Annotated in this window: 13 protein-coding genes and 1 tRNA gene; 10 read left to right on the forward strand and 4 right to left on the reverse strand. The window is 55.9% G+C overall.

What is annotated here, in order from left to right; genetic code table 11:
* Positions 1-56: 56 nt before the first annotated feature.
* Positions 57-2,318 (reverse strand): M3 family metallopeptidase, encoded by a 2,262-nt coding sequence (locus tag Q1K31_RS09240; RefSeq protein WP_300378959.1) that lies wholly within the window; start codon positions 2,316-2,318, stop codon positions 57-59.
* A 193-nt stretch (positions 2,319-2,511) separates the two neighbouring features.
* Positions 2,512-2,601: transfer RNA gene (locus Q1K31_RS09245), tRNA-Ser, on the reverse strand.
* Between the two features lie 232 nt (positions 2,602-2,833).
* Here Q1K31_RS09245 and Q1K31_RS09250 point away from each other — a divergent pair.
* The 7 genes from Q1K31_RS09250 to mazG all read left to right on the forward strand — a co-directional run bounded on the left by Q1K31_RS09250 (position 2,834) and on the right by mazG (position 9,665).
* Entirely contained in the window at positions 2,834-4,249 is a 1,416-nt protein-coding gene (locus Q1K31_RS09250; protein WP_300378960.1) for a septal ring lytic transglycosylase RlpA family protein, read from the forward strand.
* A gap of 98 nt (positions 4,250-4,347) precedes the next feature.
* The gene (locus Q1K31_RS09255; protein WP_300378961.1) at positions 4,348-5,502 is read left to right on the forward strand and encodes a D-alanyl-D-alanine carboxypeptidase family protein; all 1,155 of its coding nucleotides are present in this window, start codon (positions 4,348-4,350) and stop codon (positions 5,500-5,502) included.
* Between the two features lie 3 nt (positions 5,503-5,505).
* Positions 5,506-6,135, forward strand: a complete 630-nt coding sequence (tmk, locus tag Q1K31_RS09260) for a dTMP kinase (protein ID WP_300378962.1) — start codon at positions 5,506-5,508, stop codon at positions 6,133-6,135.
* Positions 6,132-7,082, forward strand: coding sequence for a hypothetical protein (locus Q1K31_RS09265; protein WP_300378963.1), 951 nt, complete (start codon positions 6,132-6,134; stop codon positions 7,080-7,082). Before tmk ends, Q1K31_RS09265 begins: the two co-directional genes overlap by 4 nt.
* A 10-nt stretch (positions 7,083-7,092) precedes the next feature.
* The gene (locus tag Q1K31_RS09270; RefSeq protein WP_300378964.1) at positions 7,093-7,869 is read left to right on the forward strand and encodes a TatD family hydrolase; all 777 of its coding nucleotides are present in this window, start codon (positions 7,093-7,095) and stop codon (positions 7,867-7,869) included.
* The gene (locus Q1K31_RS09275) at positions 7,869-8,675 is read left to right on the forward strand and encodes an MBL fold metallo-hydrolase (RefSeq protein ID WP_367187552.1); all 807 of its coding nucleotides are present in this window, start codon (positions 7,869-7,871) and stop codon (positions 8,673-8,675) included. The genes Q1K31_RS09270 and Q1K31_RS09275 overlap by 1 nt, the downstream gene beginning before the upstream one ends.
* A gap of 183 nt (positions 8,676-8,858) precedes the next feature.
* On the forward strand, positions 8,859-9,665 hold the full coding sequence (gene mazG / locus Q1K31_RS09280) for a nucleoside triphosphate pyrophosphohydrolase (protein WP_300378966.1): 807 nt from the start codon (positions 8,859-8,861) through the stop codon (positions 9,663-9,665).
* Positions 9,666-9,683: 18 nt separating this feature from the next.
* On the opposite strand, the gene Q1K31_RS09285 is transcribed toward mazG, so the two are convergent.
* A complete protein-coding gene (locus tag Q1K31_RS09285) occupies positions 9,684-13,055 on the reverse strand; it encodes an AsmA-like C-terminal region-containing protein (RefSeq protein ID WP_300378967.1) in 3,372 nt (1,123 codons plus the stop codon).
* A 123-nt stretch (positions 13,056-13,178) separates the two neighbouring features.
* On the opposite strand from Q1K31_RS09285, the gene Q1K31_RS09290 reads away from it, so the two are divergent.
* The 3 genes from Q1K31_RS09290 to Q1K31_RS09300 all read left to right on the forward strand — a co-directional run bounded on the left by Q1K31_RS09290 (position 13,179) and on the right by Q1K31_RS09300 (position 15,618).
* On the forward strand, positions 13,179-13,646 hold the full coding sequence (locus tag Q1K31_RS09290) for a peroxiredoxin (RefSeq protein ID WP_300378968.1): 468 nt from the start codon (positions 13,179-13,181) through the stop codon (positions 13,644-13,646).
* A gap of 189 nt (positions 13,647-13,835) precedes the next feature.
* The gene (locus Q1K31_RS09295; RefSeq protein WP_300378969.1) at positions 13,836-15,056 is read left to right on the forward strand and encodes a M23 family metallopeptidase; all 1,221 of its coding nucleotides are present in this window, start codon (positions 13,836-13,838) and stop codon (positions 15,054-15,056) included.
* Complete coding sequence (locus tag Q1K31_RS09300; protein WP_300378970.1) at positions 15,034-15,618, forward strand: polymer-forming cytoskeletal protein; 585 nt, start codon at positions 15,034-15,036, stop codon at positions 15,616-15,618. The genes Q1K31_RS09295 and Q1K31_RS09300 overlap by 23 nt, the downstream gene beginning before the upstream one ends.
* Positions 15,619-15,692: 74 nt before the next feature.
* Here Q1K31_RS09300 and prfB read toward each other — a convergent pair.
* Positions 15,693-16,806 (reverse strand): peptide chain release factor 2 gene (prfB, locus tag Q1K31_RS09305; RefSeq protein WP_300378971.1). Its coding sequence is split into 2 segments (ribosomal slippage): positions 15,693-16,736 and positions 16,738-16,806, totalling 1,113 coding nucleotides; the frame shifts between segments, so codons are not numbered across the junction.
* Positions 16,807-16,819: the final 13 nt, after the last annotated feature.

Consider the following 16,819-nt stretch of genomic DNA (forward strand, 5'->3'; position numbering starts at 1 on the left):
AAAAAGCAGGCCGGACCGTTCGCCCAGCCTGCTTTGATCGTCATGCGAGTTTATATTTACTCGCCAGGTGCAACGTCGGTTACAGTCTCGCTTTCACCAGTGCTCCCAGCGGACTCTCCAGCGACACCGAATCCACGATCCCGCATGAGCGCATCGGTATCCGGAGCACGGCCCCTGAATTCTTCGTAGGCGGCAGACGGGTCCATGGTATTCCCGACTGAGAGAATCCATTTCTGGAACGCATTAGCGGTTTCCTCATCATAAGGCCCGCCGGCTTCCTCGAAGGCCTCCCAGGCATCCGCACTGAACGTATCTGCCCAGAGATAGGCGTAATAGCCCGCCGCATACCCTTCACCAGAAAATACGTGCGCAAATTGTGGCGTGCGATGACGCATCGGCAGCTCTTCGGGCATGCCAAGGCTTTCCAGCGTTTCCCGCTCGAAACTGTCGGCATCAAAGTCGGAGAAATCGGTCTTGGTGTGCAGCTTCATATCCACGAGAGCGCTTGCAAGATACTCTGTCGTGTCAAAGCCCTGGCGCGCATTGGCCGCTTCCTGGATCTTGTCGACCAGTTCCTGTGGAATCGGCTCTCCGGTTTCGACATGCAACGCATACTTGTTAAGCACTTCCGGCGTCGGCAACCAGTTTTCATGAACCTGGCTCGGGAATTCGACATAGTCACGAGGTACGGCCGTTCCGGAGAGGGTAGGGTAGGTCACTTCGGAATTGAGGCCGTGTAGCGCATGGCCGAATTCATGGAACAGCGTGGAAGCGTCATCCCAGGAAATAAGCACCGGCTCACCTTCGCCTCCCTTCACGAAGTTGGAATTGTTGGAAACAATCGGTGTGGTGTAGCCGTTGAGATCATCCTGCGGGCGATAGGCATTCATCCAGGCGCCTGACCGTTTGCCCGAGCGGGCATAAGGATCAAAGTACCAAAGCCCGAGATGCTCACCATCGCGCGTGACCTCCCAGACCCGCACGTCTTCGTGAAACACCGGTACATCCTCGATCTGGCTGAACTCCATGCCGTAAAGTTCGCCGGCCATCCAGAACATGCCTTCTCGGAGGTTTTCTAGCTGGAGGTACTGTTTTACCTCTTCTGAATCAAAGTCATACTCCGCCTGACGAACTTTCTCGGCATAATAGCGATAGTCCCAGGGCGCGATCTTGATCCAGGCGTCTTCCTCATCCGCGATGGCCTGCATAGCGGCCACCTCCTGATCGACCTTGTCCTTTGCCGCCGGCCACACCTTCATCATCAGTTCCATTGCGGCTTCAGGTTTGGCTGCGACCTGCTTCTCGATCGACCAAGCGGCATAGCTCTCATAGCCAAGGATCTCGGAACGTTCGGCGCGCAGTTTCATGATGTCAGCGATAATGGCGTTATTATCATACTGACCGCCATTGTCGCCGCGGCTGTAATAAGTCCGCCAGACCTTTTCGCGCAGAGCGCGGTCATTCGAATATGTCAGGAACGGATCCATGGATGAGCGCGTGTTGAGGATTGCATAGTCCCCGCCCTCATTGTCGCGCGATGCAGCCGCAGATTTCGCAGCGTTGATAACCGAGTCCGGAAGCCCACTCAGATCATCCTCGGACAGCCATGTGACATAGGACTCTTCATCGTGGAGGAGGTTGTTGGAGAATTCGGTATAGAGTGAGGCGAGCTTCTGGTTAATCTCGGCTACCCGCGCCTTTTCCTGATCATCCAGCCCCGCACCAGCCCGCACGAAGTCGGTATGATAATCCCAGACCAGACGCTGCTGCTCGGTATCCAGCTCGTCATAGGCATCACTGTTGTAGATTGTATCAATCCGCTCGAAGAGCTCTGCATTCTGGAACATCTCATCACGGAATGCGGCGAGTTTCGGGGCCATCTCACGCTGAACGGCCTGAACATCAGGGCCGTTGAGCCCCGAAGCCCAGACACCATAAACAGCGTTTACACGTTGCAGGGCGCTTCCAGCTTCTTCCATGGCAAGGATGGTGTTTTCAAAAGTCGGCTCAGTGTCCTGTGCAGCGATCGCATCTATGTCGGCACGGGCCTGCGCCATAGCCTCTTCCAGCGCAGGCTGAAACATCGAGACCTGGACTGCATCGAAAGGTGGCACACCGCCATATGGCCCGGCCCACTCAGCCAGAAGCACCCGCCAGTCTTCGGCCTGCGCCGTTTCTGTGTCCGGTGTGGTTTCACCTGATTCTGCCTGAACGGCTTCTGGCGACCCCGCGGAGCTCTCAGTTGCGTCCTGTGCAAAAGCCGGGCTCATCGCCCCCAGGGTCAGCGCAGAAACGCCAGCTAGTAGAAACAGTTTCATCTTCAGCCTCCAGTATCCCGTTCTCATGATGCGGAGCAGACCCGCAGCGGAATGATTTCAATAACAACTTTTCAGGGCTTAGCATTCAAGAACCGCCTGCGTCCAATACAACGCTGGCAAGATTTTCAATTCGTAGAAACATGAATGAGGCGGACAGGCTGCGTCGTTGGCTTTGCCATAACACCTGCATGGGTGGCGGAGGAGGAGGGATTCGAACCCCCGGAACGTTCGCACGCTCAACGGTTTTCAAGACCGCCGCATTCAACCACTCTGCCACTCCTCCGTGGCCCGGCGAACTGTGTGGTCGATTGGAGCATGGATTGCAAGACTGCAGCTGAACCTCATTTTCGCCTTATTCATGCGAAAATTAACCGTGCCTTTCGGTATCGGCTGAAATTCCTTTTTGACGTTCACGATGTGTCTACCAGAACATGGTAGGCAGAGATCACAGGGAATTCGTTCCACCAGCCGGCAGAATGGTCGGATTGGGTTAGTGACCACAGAATGAGGTTCTCATGGCACGTCCGCTTGCGTCTTTTCTTCCCCCAGCGCTACTGGTCGCAATCGCCGCGACAACAGCCCCCAACGCAATAGCAGGCAAGAAATCTCCCGCCCCAATAGAATATGCGAGTTATGACAGCAACTCGACGCGAGGGCAGGGGACACAGACGCAGCGTCGTGGCGTGCCACAACCCAACAGCTCTGCCAGTAATGACGCCTGGCGTGGCCCGGTTACCCGTACAGGATCGGCAAAACTGCCAGAGACGCGCGCAAAAATCAGCTTTTCCTATCCAGGCGCTGCTTCCCCGGCAAAGCAGGACACAATGTCCCGGCAGTTGGCGAGCGTCGAAAAGTCGCCGCATGCGGGATCTTCGCATAATGCCGCGCAACTCTGGCCGGCCAGGGCCAACGTACCAGCAACCGGCAAAGCCAATCCCCTTAGCCTGAACACGCTGACACTCGGCGCCGACACACCCGAGGCTTCTTCACTGCCACGCACGGAGCCCCTCCAGCCACTTTCCGCCAGCATTGAGCACGAAGAGCGCGGCCTGGCCTCATTCTATGGCAAGGCATTCCATGGCCGTACAACGGCGAATGGCGAAATCTTTGACATGACGGCGATGACTGCCGCACACCGCACCCTTCCACTGCCCAGCCTTGTTCAGGTTGTAAACGAGGAGAATGGCAAGGAGGTTGTCGTGAGAGTCAATGATCGTGGGCCGTTTGCCGACAACAGGATCATTGATCTTTCCCGCAAGGCCGCCACAGTGCTCGACATTGTCGATGACGGTGTAGCCCCCGTCTCGGTTCGCTATCTCGGGCCCGCGCCAGACCTTTCTGAAGGAAAGGTTCAGCTTGCCAGCGCTGATAGTTCCATGCCGGTGAGCGCTGCTTTGCAGACGGCGCAGGTGACTGCCGCAGTGGATAGACCGAACCTCTACGGAAACATGTTCATGGATGGGGTCGAACCTTCTCTAGGCGTTCCGGATCCTGGGGCAAATGTCGCCACACCCGCCCGCATTGAAACACTGAGCGAAGCTTCCCTGAAGTATAGTGACAAGCTCGCCGGTGGCGTTGAGGATGATGTACAGTCCACGCCTCTGGAGCCAGTCAAGCAGCAAACAGAGCCGGCCGCCCGGACAATATATGCCGCTGCATCGCCGGCCAAGAACACGAGCAAAGACCTGTCTGACGGGTTTACGCCCGGCATTTATGTTCAGGCGGGTGCCTTCAGCAATATCGGCAATGCCCAGGATGTGCACCAGCAGATTGGCAGCGGCTTTTCTGTGAAGGTGGAAGATGCCGTGGTGAACGGGTCTGATTTTTTCCGCGTCCTTGTCGGGCCATACCCGACACGGGCAGCCGCTGAGAAAGCCAAACGCCAACTAGGCACCCGTGGTATTTCAGAGAGTTTCGTCACACTGCGGTGAAATCTGCTGCGGCATTGACGCCTGTCTCAAAGCAGCCCTTTTTCTGGAACATATTACACGCTTCTATAGTGTGTAAGTTCTGAAGGAGAGCTGCCTTGATGCCTGCAAAGAAGATTCTTGCTTTCATGATGATCGGTGTGGGGCTTTGCCTGCCAGCCCATGCCCAGCTTCTTGAGACACAAGCCGACCACGCAGTCATAATGGACTACGAGACACAGGACGTCCTTTATTCCAAGAACGGCACTACGCCGATGATTCCGGCCTCCATGACGAAAATCATGACGGCACATGTTGTTTATGAGGCCATCGACAGGGGAGAGATTTCTCTGGACGATCGTCTGCCAGTCAGCGAACGCGCATGGCGAGAGGGAGGCTGGGCAACCGGTGGCTCCACAATGGGTCTTGAAATAGGGGAGACCCCTACTGTCGAGGAATTACTGAGGGGTGTTATTATCCTGTCTGGTAATGATGCCTGCATTGTGCTCGCAGAAGGCCTGGCCGGTTCCGAGGAAGCTTTTGCCCGCCGTATGACCGAGCTTGCGAGAGAAATGGGCCTTGAGTCAGCGACATTCAAAAATGCCAGTGGTCTGTATGCTGAAGGTCACGAGATTTCGGCTATCGACCTGGCAAAACTTGCCCGCTTTGAGATCAACAAATTCCCACAATACTATGCGTACTACTCAGAACGCGAGATGAGCTGGAACGGCATAACCCAGCAAAATCGCAATCCACTTCTTGGGCGTATGGAAGGTGCTGACGGCCTTAAAACCGGCCACCTTGAAGCTTCCGGGTATGGTCTTACCGCCTCAGCTGTACGTGACGGGGAACGTCGGATCCTGGTCATTAATGGCCTGCCGAGTTCACAAGCGCGCGCCGAAGAGGCCGACAGGCTCATGCGTCTCGCCTTTACGGCTTTTGATACACGCACTGTCGAACCCGGAGAGGAAGCAATCGCGAATCTGCCCGTCTGGAACGGTGAAGCCCGCTCAGTGGGTGTAAGGCTTGATCGTGCCATACAGGCTTCTGCCCATCGCAGTGCGTTTGAGAATGCCACCACAGAGGTTGTCTATGACGGCCCTCTGAAGGCACCGATCCAGGAAGGTCAGCAGATTGCGAAACTCGTGATTTCAATGGAAGGCAAGTCTGAACCGGTAACAGCCCCTCTGATTGCAACCGAAAACGTCGCGAAACTCGGTTTTGTCGGCCGGGCTATTGAAGGCCTTGCTCTCAAGCTCACTGGCGAGGACGCATAGGTCGTGGCGCGAGGGCGCTTCATAACGATCGAAGGCGGCGAAGGCTGTGGAAAATCTACGCTTCTTCGCGGTATTGCCGAGAAGCTGAAGACGGCCGGCATTCCTGCCATCATGACCCGTGAACCAGGTGGTACGCGATTGGCAGAAGCTGCTCGGCAGCTTGTCCTGTCGCCTCCAGACCAGCAGGCTTGGAGCCCACTCGGGGAAGCACTGCTGATGAATGCTGCCCGTAGCGATCATGTCGACCGCCTCATAGAGCCCACACTACAGGCCGGTGAGTGGGTACTCTGTGACAGGTTTATCGACTCGACACGCGTCTATCAGGGGCTTTCCGGTGTTTCCGGCGCGCTGCTTCAGACGCTTCATGATGAAATCACACGTCATACCCAGCCGGATCTTACCATTGTGCTCGATGCGCCGGCTGAAGCCCTCATCTCACGCCGGTCATCACGCGGCACATCAGATGTATTTGAGAGCAGGCCGATTGAATTCCATAAGCAGGTCCGCCAGGCCTTTCTGAGCATAGCCGAGCGGGAACCAGAGCGCTGTATCGTTATTGACGCTCAGCAGCCTCCCTCGAGCCTCGTGTCTCAGGCGTTGGATGTCATCCACCGTAAACTGGTGCCAGCATGAGCGTTACAACAGCAGCCTTGCCGCTATACGGCCATCAGCAGGCACAGGAGGAGTTTCTCCACGCTGCGGATAGCGGGCGTCTTCATCATGCCTGGATCATCGAAGGACCTTCGGGGATCGGCAAGGCAAGGTTTACCATAAGGCTGGCATCCCGTCTTCTGGGGGCTGAACCTGTCGCGGGAGATCCTGCCGGGGCCTCATCCGAGGACGCCGTCATGCAGAAAATCCTTGCGAATGCTCATCCTGATCTCAAGCATGTCCAGCGGGAGACCAATGACAAGGGCGTCCTGAAGCAGGACATTTCCGTTGAGCAAGTCCGCGCCCTGAACAATTTTTTCACGTTGAAGCCTGCGCTGGGAGGTTGGCGCATAGGCCTGCTCGATTCTCTCGATAACATGAATGCAAGCAGCCTTAACGCGGTTCTCAAGACACTTGAGGAACCGCCTGCGCGGGCAATGCTCTTCCTTATCTCGCACTCAACTGCGCCGGTCCTGCCAACAATAAGATCGCGTTGCCAGACGCTGCGCCTGAAAGCTCTTTCAGACAGCGACACAACTGCTGTACTGGAAACAATGGATTTGGAAGCACCGGCGAGTATGGCCGAACTGGTCAAAGGCCGCCCGGGCCGTGCAACCGATCTGTCAGGACAGAAGGTGCTGGCGGCCGCCAGTGCCGCGCAGTCATTGCTCAAGTCCATGCCCTCGGCAAATGATGCGCAGATTTCGCAGGCGATACTGAGTGCTGGCGAAGATGAGCAGGCCTTTAGCATTTTTGCTGAGGAGGTGCTTTCCTGGGTGAGCGCGAAAGCGGAGAAGACGCCCGACTGGGCATCCGTCTGGTTTGAAGGCCAGCAGATTGTGGCTTCGCAGCGTGGATTGCACATGCCGCCGGCCCAGGCAGCGGCAAAACTGGTCTCATCTCTTCAAACCGCGTTCGCGACCCGCTAGACGCTCTGTCATGTTTGATACACATGTTAATCTTCACGCTGAGGCTTTCGAGAGTGATCTTGAAGACGTGCTCTCACGCGCGCGTGACTCTGGCGTCTCACGCTTTCTCGCTATCTGCGACCGGCTGGATAACTATCCGCGTGTAAAAGCAATCGCGGAAGCGAATGCCGATATCTGGAATACCGCAGGCGTTCACCCTCACCACGCCAAGGATTTCACCGGACTTGAAGCATCATCACTGCTGCAAGCCGCAAATGATCCGCGCACAGTCGCCATTGGTGAAACGGGGCTGGATTTTCATTATGGATACTCGGCTGAGGATGACCAGATTGCCAACTTCCGCAGGCATATAGAAGCTGCGCGCGAAACAGGGTTGCCAGTTGTGGTTCATACCCGTGACGCCGATGAGATGACAGCAAGTATTCTCGAAGAGGAATACGCGCGTGGAGCCTTCGGCATACTGCTGCATTGCTACACAGGCGGGCAGGATCTGGCAGACAGGGGCCTGGCACTAGGAGCGTATTTTTCCGTGTCCGGTATACTATCTTTCAAGAATGCCCACGACGTACGCAAGGTAATGGCGACCATACCGCTGGAACGGATTATACTTGAAACTGACTGTCCATATCTTGCACCCGTGCCATATCGGGGGCGGCGCAATGAGCCTGCTTATCTGGTTCATGTAGCTGAAGCTCTCGCAAACCTGCATGGACGAACCGCCAAAGAAATTACCTCAATATGCGAAAATAATGCCTTGACTTTATTCAAGAAAATCGATACCATATAATGGAGGGACGTTTTACCTTTCTCGGAAGCGGCTCATCCGGTGGCGTACCCCGTGTCGGAAATGACTGGGGGAATTGCGACCCACAGGAGCCAAGAAACCGGCGCCGAAGGTGCTGTGTGCTCATTGATGCGGGCGAAGTTACAGCTCCTGATGAATGTACGCGCATACTCATCGATTCCTCTCCGGATCTGAGAGAGCAGCTACTTGATCAGAATGTCCAGCATCTGGATGCGCTCGTATATACACACGACCATGCAGACCAGTCTCACGGCATAGACGACGTACGTGCACTGGCCCTGCGAATGCGTCGTACGATTCCGACTTATCTCGATGCTCCCACAGCAGCTTCACTGACGTCCCGTTTTGAATACTGCTTCAAGGGGAAGGGCGGCTATCCGGCAATCCTGGACCAACAGCCACTCATTGAAGTGGGCAAAACCTTCACTGTGCCAGGGCGGGGTCCGGATGTTCATCTCACCCCGTTCGACCAGGAACATGGGCGTATCCGGAGCCTCGGGTTCCGTATCGGTCAGCTGACATACTGCAATGACCTCAGCGATTTGCCAGAAGAGAGCCTGAGCGTGATGGAGGGCAGCGACATCCTGATCATGGACGCGCTGCGCTACACACCGCACCCAAGCCATGCGAATCTCGAGCAGGCGCTAAAGTGGATCGAACGCATTGCACCTCGCGAAGCGTACCTCACAAACCTGCATGTCGACATGGACTATAAGACCCTTTGTAAAGAGCTTCCGCCGCATATACGGCCGGCTTATGATGGTCTCAGCCTCGACTTCTCAACCTGAACCGCTGACCATTATTTCCCATAATATTGATTATGCAATTTCTATGTGACTGGAAAGCCGACAAAGATTGTCAGAAAGACATAGCAATCATAGCCTCAGGCACATACCGCCCTGAATCGTGAATGTGCCGGTCTTCTTGCTGCACACTATCTGTTTGTTCCCGTCTGGATATAGGACGCACACATGCCCCCTTCCCCGCAAAGTGAGTTCGATCGTCTCCGGAGCATCATGGCTCAGCTACGTGATCCTGAGACTGGCTGTCCTTGGGATATCGAACAGGATTTCGCGTCAATTGCGCCATATACGATAGAAGAAGCTTATGAAGTTGCTGACGCGATTGAACGTCAGGATTTCCCGGATCTGAGAGACGAACTTGGCGACCTGTTGTTACAGGTCGTATTTCACAGCCAGATGGCCGCGGAAGCCAGTCATTTTGATATCGAGGATGTTGCGCGGTCTATTAATGACAAGATGATCCGGCGGCACCCGCACGTATTCGAGGCCGACGACGGGCGCGATGCCAATGGTCAGACTGAAGCCTGGGAGACTATCAAGGCCCGCGAACGGGCAGAAAAAAAGGATAAAAACGACACGCCAGTCTCGGCCATGGACGGTGTCGCAAAAGCCCTCCCGGCCCTGATGCGCGCAGAGAAGTTACAGAAACGAGCCGCCCGCACAGGTTTCGACTGGACAGAGCCTCGCGACATACTCGAAAAACTTGATGAAGAGACCCGTGAAGTCACCGAAGCCATAGATTCGGGCGATCTTGAGCACATTGAAGAAGAAATCGGGGATCTGCTCTTCGTTGCCGCCAATCTGGCGCGGCGCTTCAAGATTGATCCGGAAATCGCCCTGCGTGGTGCCAATGCTAAATTCGAACGCCGTTTCAGGTCGATGGAGAGACTGGCCGAAAGTCGCGGCCAGTCATTTTCAGGTCTGAACCTGGATGAACAGGACAAGCTATGGCGTGACGTTAAGGCTGGAAAATAAAAGCCCGTTTAAATGAACTCAGTTCTCCACACCCGGCGCAGACTCGATAAATTCCGAATCCGGCATCGGTGGCGCTGGTGGCGTCCTGTCTGGATCAACCGGCAGCCCTTCCGGGATTGATGTATCGGCCGGATTTTCAAAGATTCGCCGCAGGATACCGGGCGTCACGGCCGAAAGCGGGTTGATCGCGACCTGGGCCCTGTTGAGGGTCCCCTCAACCGAGTATGTTAGCGAGAATATGCCCTCGCCATCACGGCCAACGAAAAGATCACCGATGATTGGCACTCCACCAAGCATGGAGTTGGTGCCAAAGCTCGGGACAAGAACACCGCTCAGGCTCAGATCGTCGCTCGATTGCCCGATCCAGCCGTTGAGCGTCAGACCGAGCGCCGGACCGTTGGCGCGCGCCCCATCAATGATAAAGCGATCACCCGCGATCGTGATCGGAACCCCGACACTGGTGAACAGGACCCCCTCACCGGAAAGCGTATCCGAAAGCCCTCTCAATGATGCCAGTGACAGGATCTGTGTCAGGAGCGGTGCATCGCGCATACGCACCTGCTCCAGTGTGAGATTTAGCTGCGCGGGCGTGTCGCCGCGCGCCAGCGTCCCGTTAAGCGCCATCGTTCCTCCAGAGAGAAAATCCTGCCCCAGCAGCCCCCTCATGAAGAAGCCCGCATCATCACTCTCGAGACTTACGCGCGCAGCTCTTTGCGCTGTCGGCCCCTTGTAGACGGCTACAAGATTTCCGCCTCCGTCAATAATGCCGCGAGCGGCAACTTCGCGGACACCAGCTCTGGCGCTTTCAAAGCGAAGAGTTGCCTGGTTGAGGTCAAGTCCTTCGCGAAGGCGCAATGTATCGATACTCGCATCAAGTTCGATCGGAACGCTGAAGCTCGCCACATCGCTGTCCACACCCCCAAAATCACCAAAGAAGGCACTAGTATTGAGGAATGCTCCATTCATCTCGCTCGTGAAGGTGTCATCCTCCTGACGCTGAATTTCGCCGCCTGCCTCAATCAGGTCTTCGATATAGATTTCCCGGACGTTCAAATCCTCCAGCCTGCCATTCCCGGAAAGACTTATATCCCCGTCAAATCGTGCATCCTCACTCCGGAATACGAAGGTTGAATTGCTCATGCTTTCATCGCTGCCATAGGACAGCGTGGCGCGTGCCGGCTCGCCGGACGGCTTGATCCAGCCCAACTCGGAAATATCTATCCGCGCCTCCTGAAGATCGAAGCTTACATCAAGATCCTGCATACCCTTTGTCGCGACACGGGACTGGACTTCGACCGGAATATCTCCGCTCACATAGGCGCGGCCAACGATCCCGAAGCGGTTGAGAAAATCAGGTGATATGAACGAACTCGCAGACAGGTTCGCAGGAGCGCCATCATCATCGAGTTCATCGCGCCATGTGAACTGTACCGGCGCCGGGCCCAGATCCCCCTGACCGGTCAGCACCAGCAGGTTGCTGGAAAGGTCGACATCAACAGTCCCACCAGAAAAATCGAGCCCGGGCACAGCATTTGCCACACCGCCTTCAGACACACTGCCCGTTACCGTGATTTCGTAATCCTCCAACGGAACATCATCCCTGAGCGGACGGAAAAGTTCGATTGCCAGCTCGGCTTCACCAGAGAACCTTTCCGGATCGAGGCCGCCTTTGTCTTCTGGCTCCAGGGCATCAGTACGTACGATGTTACGCATCACATTGACCAGAGGCCCCTGCCCTTTGGCGTAAACACGCAGCCTGTCTTCCTTGGAGTCGAAGCTGGGAATGTTCACACTCCCTTCATTCAAGGCCCAACCGCCGTACTCGCCGCTATCCAGCTGGACGGAAAAACCGTTCCCTGTAAGCCTCGCCGTACCGATCCCCTGCGTGACTGGCGGAAGGTCTTCCATGAACTTCACTGCCGCCTCATCCACAAAGAAGCGGACCTCCAGCGCATCGTCGCGCAATCTATCGCCCGTAATATTCTCTGATCGCAGGTCCAGCCGCACAGTCGCCGCGGTCGCCCTGACAGCCTGCACGCGTTTCTCGGCGAACTCTCGTGCACTGTCACCAAGAGTTTCCGGCCAGAAACGGAGGACGTCGGTCTTGGTGACTTCGCCTTCCATTTCGGCTTGTACAGTCAGCGCGAATGGCAATGACCCGTCATGCTCGGCGTCGCGTGCAGAAAGTTGGGCCTCCCCAGTGAGTGTCGCCTTTCCCGTATCGAAGGCGAAGTCCGCAAACGAGATATCCTGGCCAGCATAATCAACTGTTCCGCTGAGTGAGACATTCCTGATCTGCCACGCCTGGGGGAAGTAAGGCCTGAAATCGAATTCCAGATTGTCTGATTCAAGAGTAAAATTATTCGCCCCCCCGTCCCCCGGATACTCAAGGGTTCCGCTCCACGCGCCACTGAAACTCTCAGAAGCAAGATCCAGCTGGTTGATTTCAAGCGTGTCTGTCTCGGGAATATAGACAGTATCAAACACCAGGCGGTCTATATCCCGCGGTGTGCTGGCAAAGCTCACTTGGCCCTGCCCCGCTTCCGCGCTCAGGGCGACCTGCTGGATACCCTCCCCCGCCTTGAACGCGACACCAAGACCAATATCTGCCGGAAACCCCGCGATACGGTCTTCGGAAAGACCCAGCCTTGCGGCCAGGTCGCCAACGCTCCATGCGCCGATCCTGGCATCTAGAGCAAGTGTATCAAACGCTTCCGGTACCGTGAGATCTGCTTCGATATCTCCTGGAAGCCCGAGGCCCGCGCCACTGCCCGCAAGTTCTGCACGCAGGCCATCGTCATCGCTTATCAGCGCACCAGCCGCATTCGTCATGGTGCCCAGGCTATCTCCATCAGGCCCGAAGAACCTTAACTCCATAGCCTCGAAGGACGCAGCCTCAAGGCTGCTCTCACGCCGGCTGGCATCAAGGCCAGTCAGGATATCGCCGACAGCACTATTGATTAGCTGCAGCCACCCATCGACAGACTCTGGTAATTCGCGGGCTTCGAACTCCGGTAACGGCTCACCTGCAAAGGTCCAGAGAGTCGGGCTCACGTTGCGCACGTCCACCCAGCCATTGCGAAGTTCTGTGCTGTGGATTTCAGTGCGCCCAAAGACGAGTGACCCGGCATCGAGAGTTATGACTGCTTCGGAGGCTTCCGCTGCAGTGTTTCCGTTTTCATCCGATAGGGTAAGTCCGCTGGCGGAAACGATCATCTGTCGGTCAGAAGGTGCCCAACGCAGCGTCAACGCATCTATATCGACATTGCGGCCATCCCTGGCCTCTTCCAGGGCGCTTTCGACATCATCCTTGAACAATGAGAGCTCTACCGGCCCTTGAGCGAGCATGAAGGCAAGCCCTGCAGCTGCGGCAACAGCGAGAAGCAACATGCCTCCCAGCAATTCCAGCAGTATCACTGTTGCAGTTTGTCTGACCAAGGACGCTCGCCCTCTTCTCTCAATGCTGATGTCGGGCTACCACATCAATGAAGCAAAAATAGGACGTTTGAACAGATGAGCTCAGCGATCAAGCCCGGTGACACCTGCCCTTCTCTCACACTACCTACAACGGATAGTAGCGATCTCAGGCTTCCGCCAGCCAATGGCAGGGGCCTGATTGTATTCTTTTATCCACGTGACAACACGTCCGGATGCACGACGGAAGCACAAGACTTCAGCGCCCAAAAATCTGTCTTTGCTCATAACGGCTACGATATCGTCGGCATTTCAAGGGACAGTCTCGAATCCCATCGCAAGTTTATCGACAAGCAGGGCCTGTCTGTACCTTTGGCCAGTGACGAGGACGGCAAGGCGTGTGAAGCTTTCGGCGTATGGGTCGAGAAGAAAATGTATGGAAAAACCTTCATGGGCATTGAACGCTCCACTTTTTCCATCTCACCGGATGGAAAAATCCTTCAGGCATGGCGCAAGGTTCGCGTCAAAGGGCATGTCGAGGAAGTTCTGGCTAATATAGAGGCCTAAATGGATGGCGCGGCCTGTCTTGTACACGCAAAAGTAGTAATTCGCGCCAAAAGTGTAAAAAAATGGGCTAAAAGTGGAAACCTGCCCTTCGGAAATGCACCGAATTGCGTTACGGCTTTGTCTTCTTGGGGGAGAGTCGGCTGTACATACAGCTATTGAGTTAGAGTTCACGAAGGTAGCCGCAGCACAATGAAAAAAAAGACGATGAAAGTTCGCGAACTTTTCAGTCGCCTGTTTCCCGAGCGTCAGATCTACCACCGCAGCGGCGGCACCGTCCGGTACTTTACAGTATCCCCGTCACAACAATCCGTACTTGCTGTCGCCCTGGCCGCTGCCGTTGGCTGGTCGCTTTTCGCTACGGCCAACATCGTTTTCATGCCAAGCCACCCTGTTGAAGGCAGTGAGCAGTACGAAATCAACAAATATGAGCGCTGGGTTCAGGAATTGCGTGCCCGGGATGCACTTTCCCGTTCACAGCTGGTCGAGCGAACGGAAGCGTTCCAGGAAGCAACCGTAGACTTTGAACGCCGCCATCAAACCCTCGAAGTCCTTCTAAAGGCGCTCAAGGAGGGTGGAACACTCGAAGCATCGGCCCTGCGGGGTAATAATGCGCCTCTCCTGATCAATGCATCTATAGATGAAGCAGATCGCCGCCAGTCCCGCCCTTCCCCCACCGGGACAACGCAAGAGAAGAAGGTTGGCCTACGTGGGCAGATCAAGGAAATACAGGACGAACAGCGCGCCTTCCTCGATGATATTGAAGAGATTGCCGTAGAGCGTGCGGAAGAAGCCCGCGGCGTTCTGCGCCTTACGGCTGTCGGCTCGAACCGTATCGAGAACAACCGTGAGATGGGCGGGCCGCTGATCGAATTCTCCAGCCTCGCCAGCGGAGACTTTGATACTCCTGAAGAGGCCGCATTCGCTGAACGCGTCGCGCAAGTTGCAGCACGGATGGAGGAAGCCCGCTATTATGAGGAGGTCGTCGACAACCTCCCTCTTGGCGGTCCTGTAGGCGTCCCTTGGCGTATCACATCAAATTACGGGCTTCGTACAGATCCCTTCAATAAACGGCCAGGCTGGCACAATGGGATAGATGTCGGGGCCTACTGGAACGCCCCCATCACATCCACGGGGCCGGGCAAGGTCAGTTTTGCTGGAACGAAATCAGGCTATGGCCGCGTCGTCGAAATTGATCACGGACACGGGTTCAAGTCGCGTTTTGGTCATCTTAAGCGTATAAATGTCAAAAAGGGCGATACTGTTGCCATTGGCGATGTCGTAGGTGCCATGGGTTCAACAGGCCGCAGCACTGGACCTCATCTGCATTATGAGGTCTGGTTTAACGGCAAACCCTACGACCCAGTAGAATTTCTGAAGGCAGGCAAACATGTTTACGAAGAACAGGGATGATGAGCCAGTGTCTGGCGCAAGCACACCACAAGAAACCGTGAGGAGCTCAGCCAGCAAACCTGCTACACGTGCCGTGGGTTCTGCAGCATCGATTATTTGCGGTGACATGTCGGTCAACGGGTCGATTTCTTCGGAAGGCGCACTCCAGATTGACGGACTTGTGGATGGAGATGTTTCGGCGGCAGATATTACCATCGGTGCCGGCGGCAAGGTGATCGGCGAGGTCAAGGCTGACGCCGTAAAAGTCAAAGGCGAGGTGCGCGGCTCCATCCGGGCACGTAAGATCGAACTGGAAACGGGCGCCAAGGTGCAGGGTGACATACTCCATTCCACCCTGTCCATTCAGCCTAATGCCCTCTTTGAGGGGCAGGTGAAGCACGATGAGGATCCACTCAAGGATGCAGCTCCACGCGCTGCCAGCACCGCCTCGGACCGCGCTCCAAAACAAGGTCAGAGCACTACGTCCGCCGAGTCCGGCAAAACCACATCCAGCAGCTCCACGCAGGCTGCCTCAGACAGCTCAGCCTCGAAACCGCAACAGCAAAGCCAGCGCGTTTCCTGATTTCCAGATATGATTGTAGGGGCCGCAGCTCTGAGCATTTTTTGCAAAGACTGCCGCCTTGCTACTAAGACGGCTTAGGCCGCAGTTTCTTCCTCGCCCCCGACAGAATGCGCCAGGGCCGCGCTGAGGAACCCATCCAGATCTCCGTCGAGCACGCCAGACGTATCCGACGTCTCGTGGTTGGTACGCACATCCTTCACCATCTGGTATGGCTGAAGCACGTAAGAGCGGATCTGGTGACCCCAGCCAATATCTGATTTTGACTCATGGCTGTCCTGCGCAGCATCTCGCCGGCGCTGAAGCTCGACTTCATAAAGCTTGGAGCGCAGCATTTCCCACGCCTTCGCACGGTTCTGATGCTGCGACCGGCCAGACTGGCAGGCCACGACAATCCCCGTCGGGTCGTGGGTAAGGCGAACAGCGGAATCGGTCTTGTTAACGTGCTGCCCCCCTGCCCCTGAGGAACGGTAAGTGTCGGTCCTGACATCCGATGGATCGATATCGACCTCGATCGTATCATCGATCACGGGGGAAACGGTCACAGATGCAAAGGAGGTGTGACGGCGGGCTGAAGAATCGTATGGCGATATACGCACAAGACGGTGAACGCCTGTTTCCGATTTTAGCCAGCCATATGCGTTCTGGCCACTAATATGCACCGTGGCAGACTTGATACCGGCTTCATCGCCATCATGCGCGTCGACTTCCTCGACCTTGTAGCCACTACCCTCAGCCCAGCGTATATACATGCGGCGCAGCATTGCTGCCCAGTCCTGGCTCTCCGTACCGCCTGCACCGGCATTGATCTGCAAGTAGCAGTCATTGCCATCGGCTTCACCTGACAGGAGCGCCTGAAGCTCGGCTCTGGCCGCCTTTTCCTGTGCCGCTCTCAATGAAGCGAGCACGTCGGCCACCATATCGGGATCGCCTTCAGAAAGCTGGAACAGCTCCTCTCCGTCATCAGCTTCTTTTTCGAGCGCGAGGACGGTATTGATCCCATCTTCCAGCCGCTGGCGTTCAGCCATCAGCTTACGGGCCTCATCAGGATCGTTCCAGAAGTCCGGTTTTTCGGAGAGCGTGTTCAGCTCATCCAGTCGTTTTTCAGCAACGTCCCAGTCAAAGACGCCTCCTCAGCAGTTCAGAAGACTGCCTGATTTCATCGACCAAATTTGTAATTTCCGTGGACATGAATCCCGCTCAA

Source organism: Henriciella sp. (genome assembly GCF_029936995.1).
Lineage (GTDB): Bacteria > Pseudomonadota > Alphaproteobacteria > Caulobacterales > Hyphomonadaceae > Henriciella.

Coding starts and splice junctions, on each gene's coding strand:
- Q1K31_RS09300 (WP_300378970.1), top strand. CDS start 15,034: ATGTTTACGAAGAACAGGGATGATGAGCCAGTGTCTGGCGCAAGCACA.
- Q1K31_RS09285 (WP_300378967.1), bottom strand. CDS start 13,055: ATGTTGCTTCTCGCTGTTGCCGCAGCTGCAGGGCTTGCCTTCATGCTC.
- Q1K31_RS09270 (WP_300378964.1), top strand. CDS start 7,093: ATGTTTGATACACATGTTAATCTTCACGCTGAGGCTTTCGAGAGTGAT.
- Q1K31_RS09290 (WP_300378968.1), top strand. CDS start 13,179: ATGAGCTCAGCGATCAAGCCCGGTGACACCTGCCCTTCTCTCACACTA.
- Q1K31_RS09250 (WP_300378960.1), top strand. CDS start 2,834: ATGGCACGTCCGCTTGCGTCTTTTCTTCCCCCAGCGCTACTGGTCGCA.
- Q1K31_RS09255 (WP_300378961.1), top strand. CDS start 4,348: ATGCCTGCAAAGAAGATTCTTGCTTTCATGATGATCGGTGTGGGGCTT.
- Q1K31_RS09265 (WP_300378963.1), top strand. CDS start 6,132: ATGAGCGTTACAACAGCAGCCTTGCCGCTATACGGCCATCAGCAGGCA.
- Q1K31_RS09275 (WP_367187552.1), top strand. CDS start 7,869: ATGGAGGGACGTTTTACCTTTCTCGGAAGCGGCTCATCCGGTGGCGTA.
- Q1K31_RS09240 (WP_300378959.1), bottom strand. CDS start 2,318: ATGAAACTGTTTCTACTAGCTGGCGTTTCTGCGCTGACCCTGGGGGCG.
- Q1K31_RS09295 (WP_300378969.1), top strand. CDS start 13,836: ATGAAAAAAAAGACGATGAAAGTTCGCGAACTTTTCAGTCGCCTGTTT.
- mazG (WP_300378966.1), top strand. CDS start 8,859: ATGCCCCCTTCCCCGCAAAGTGAGTTCGATCGTCTCCGGAGCATCATG.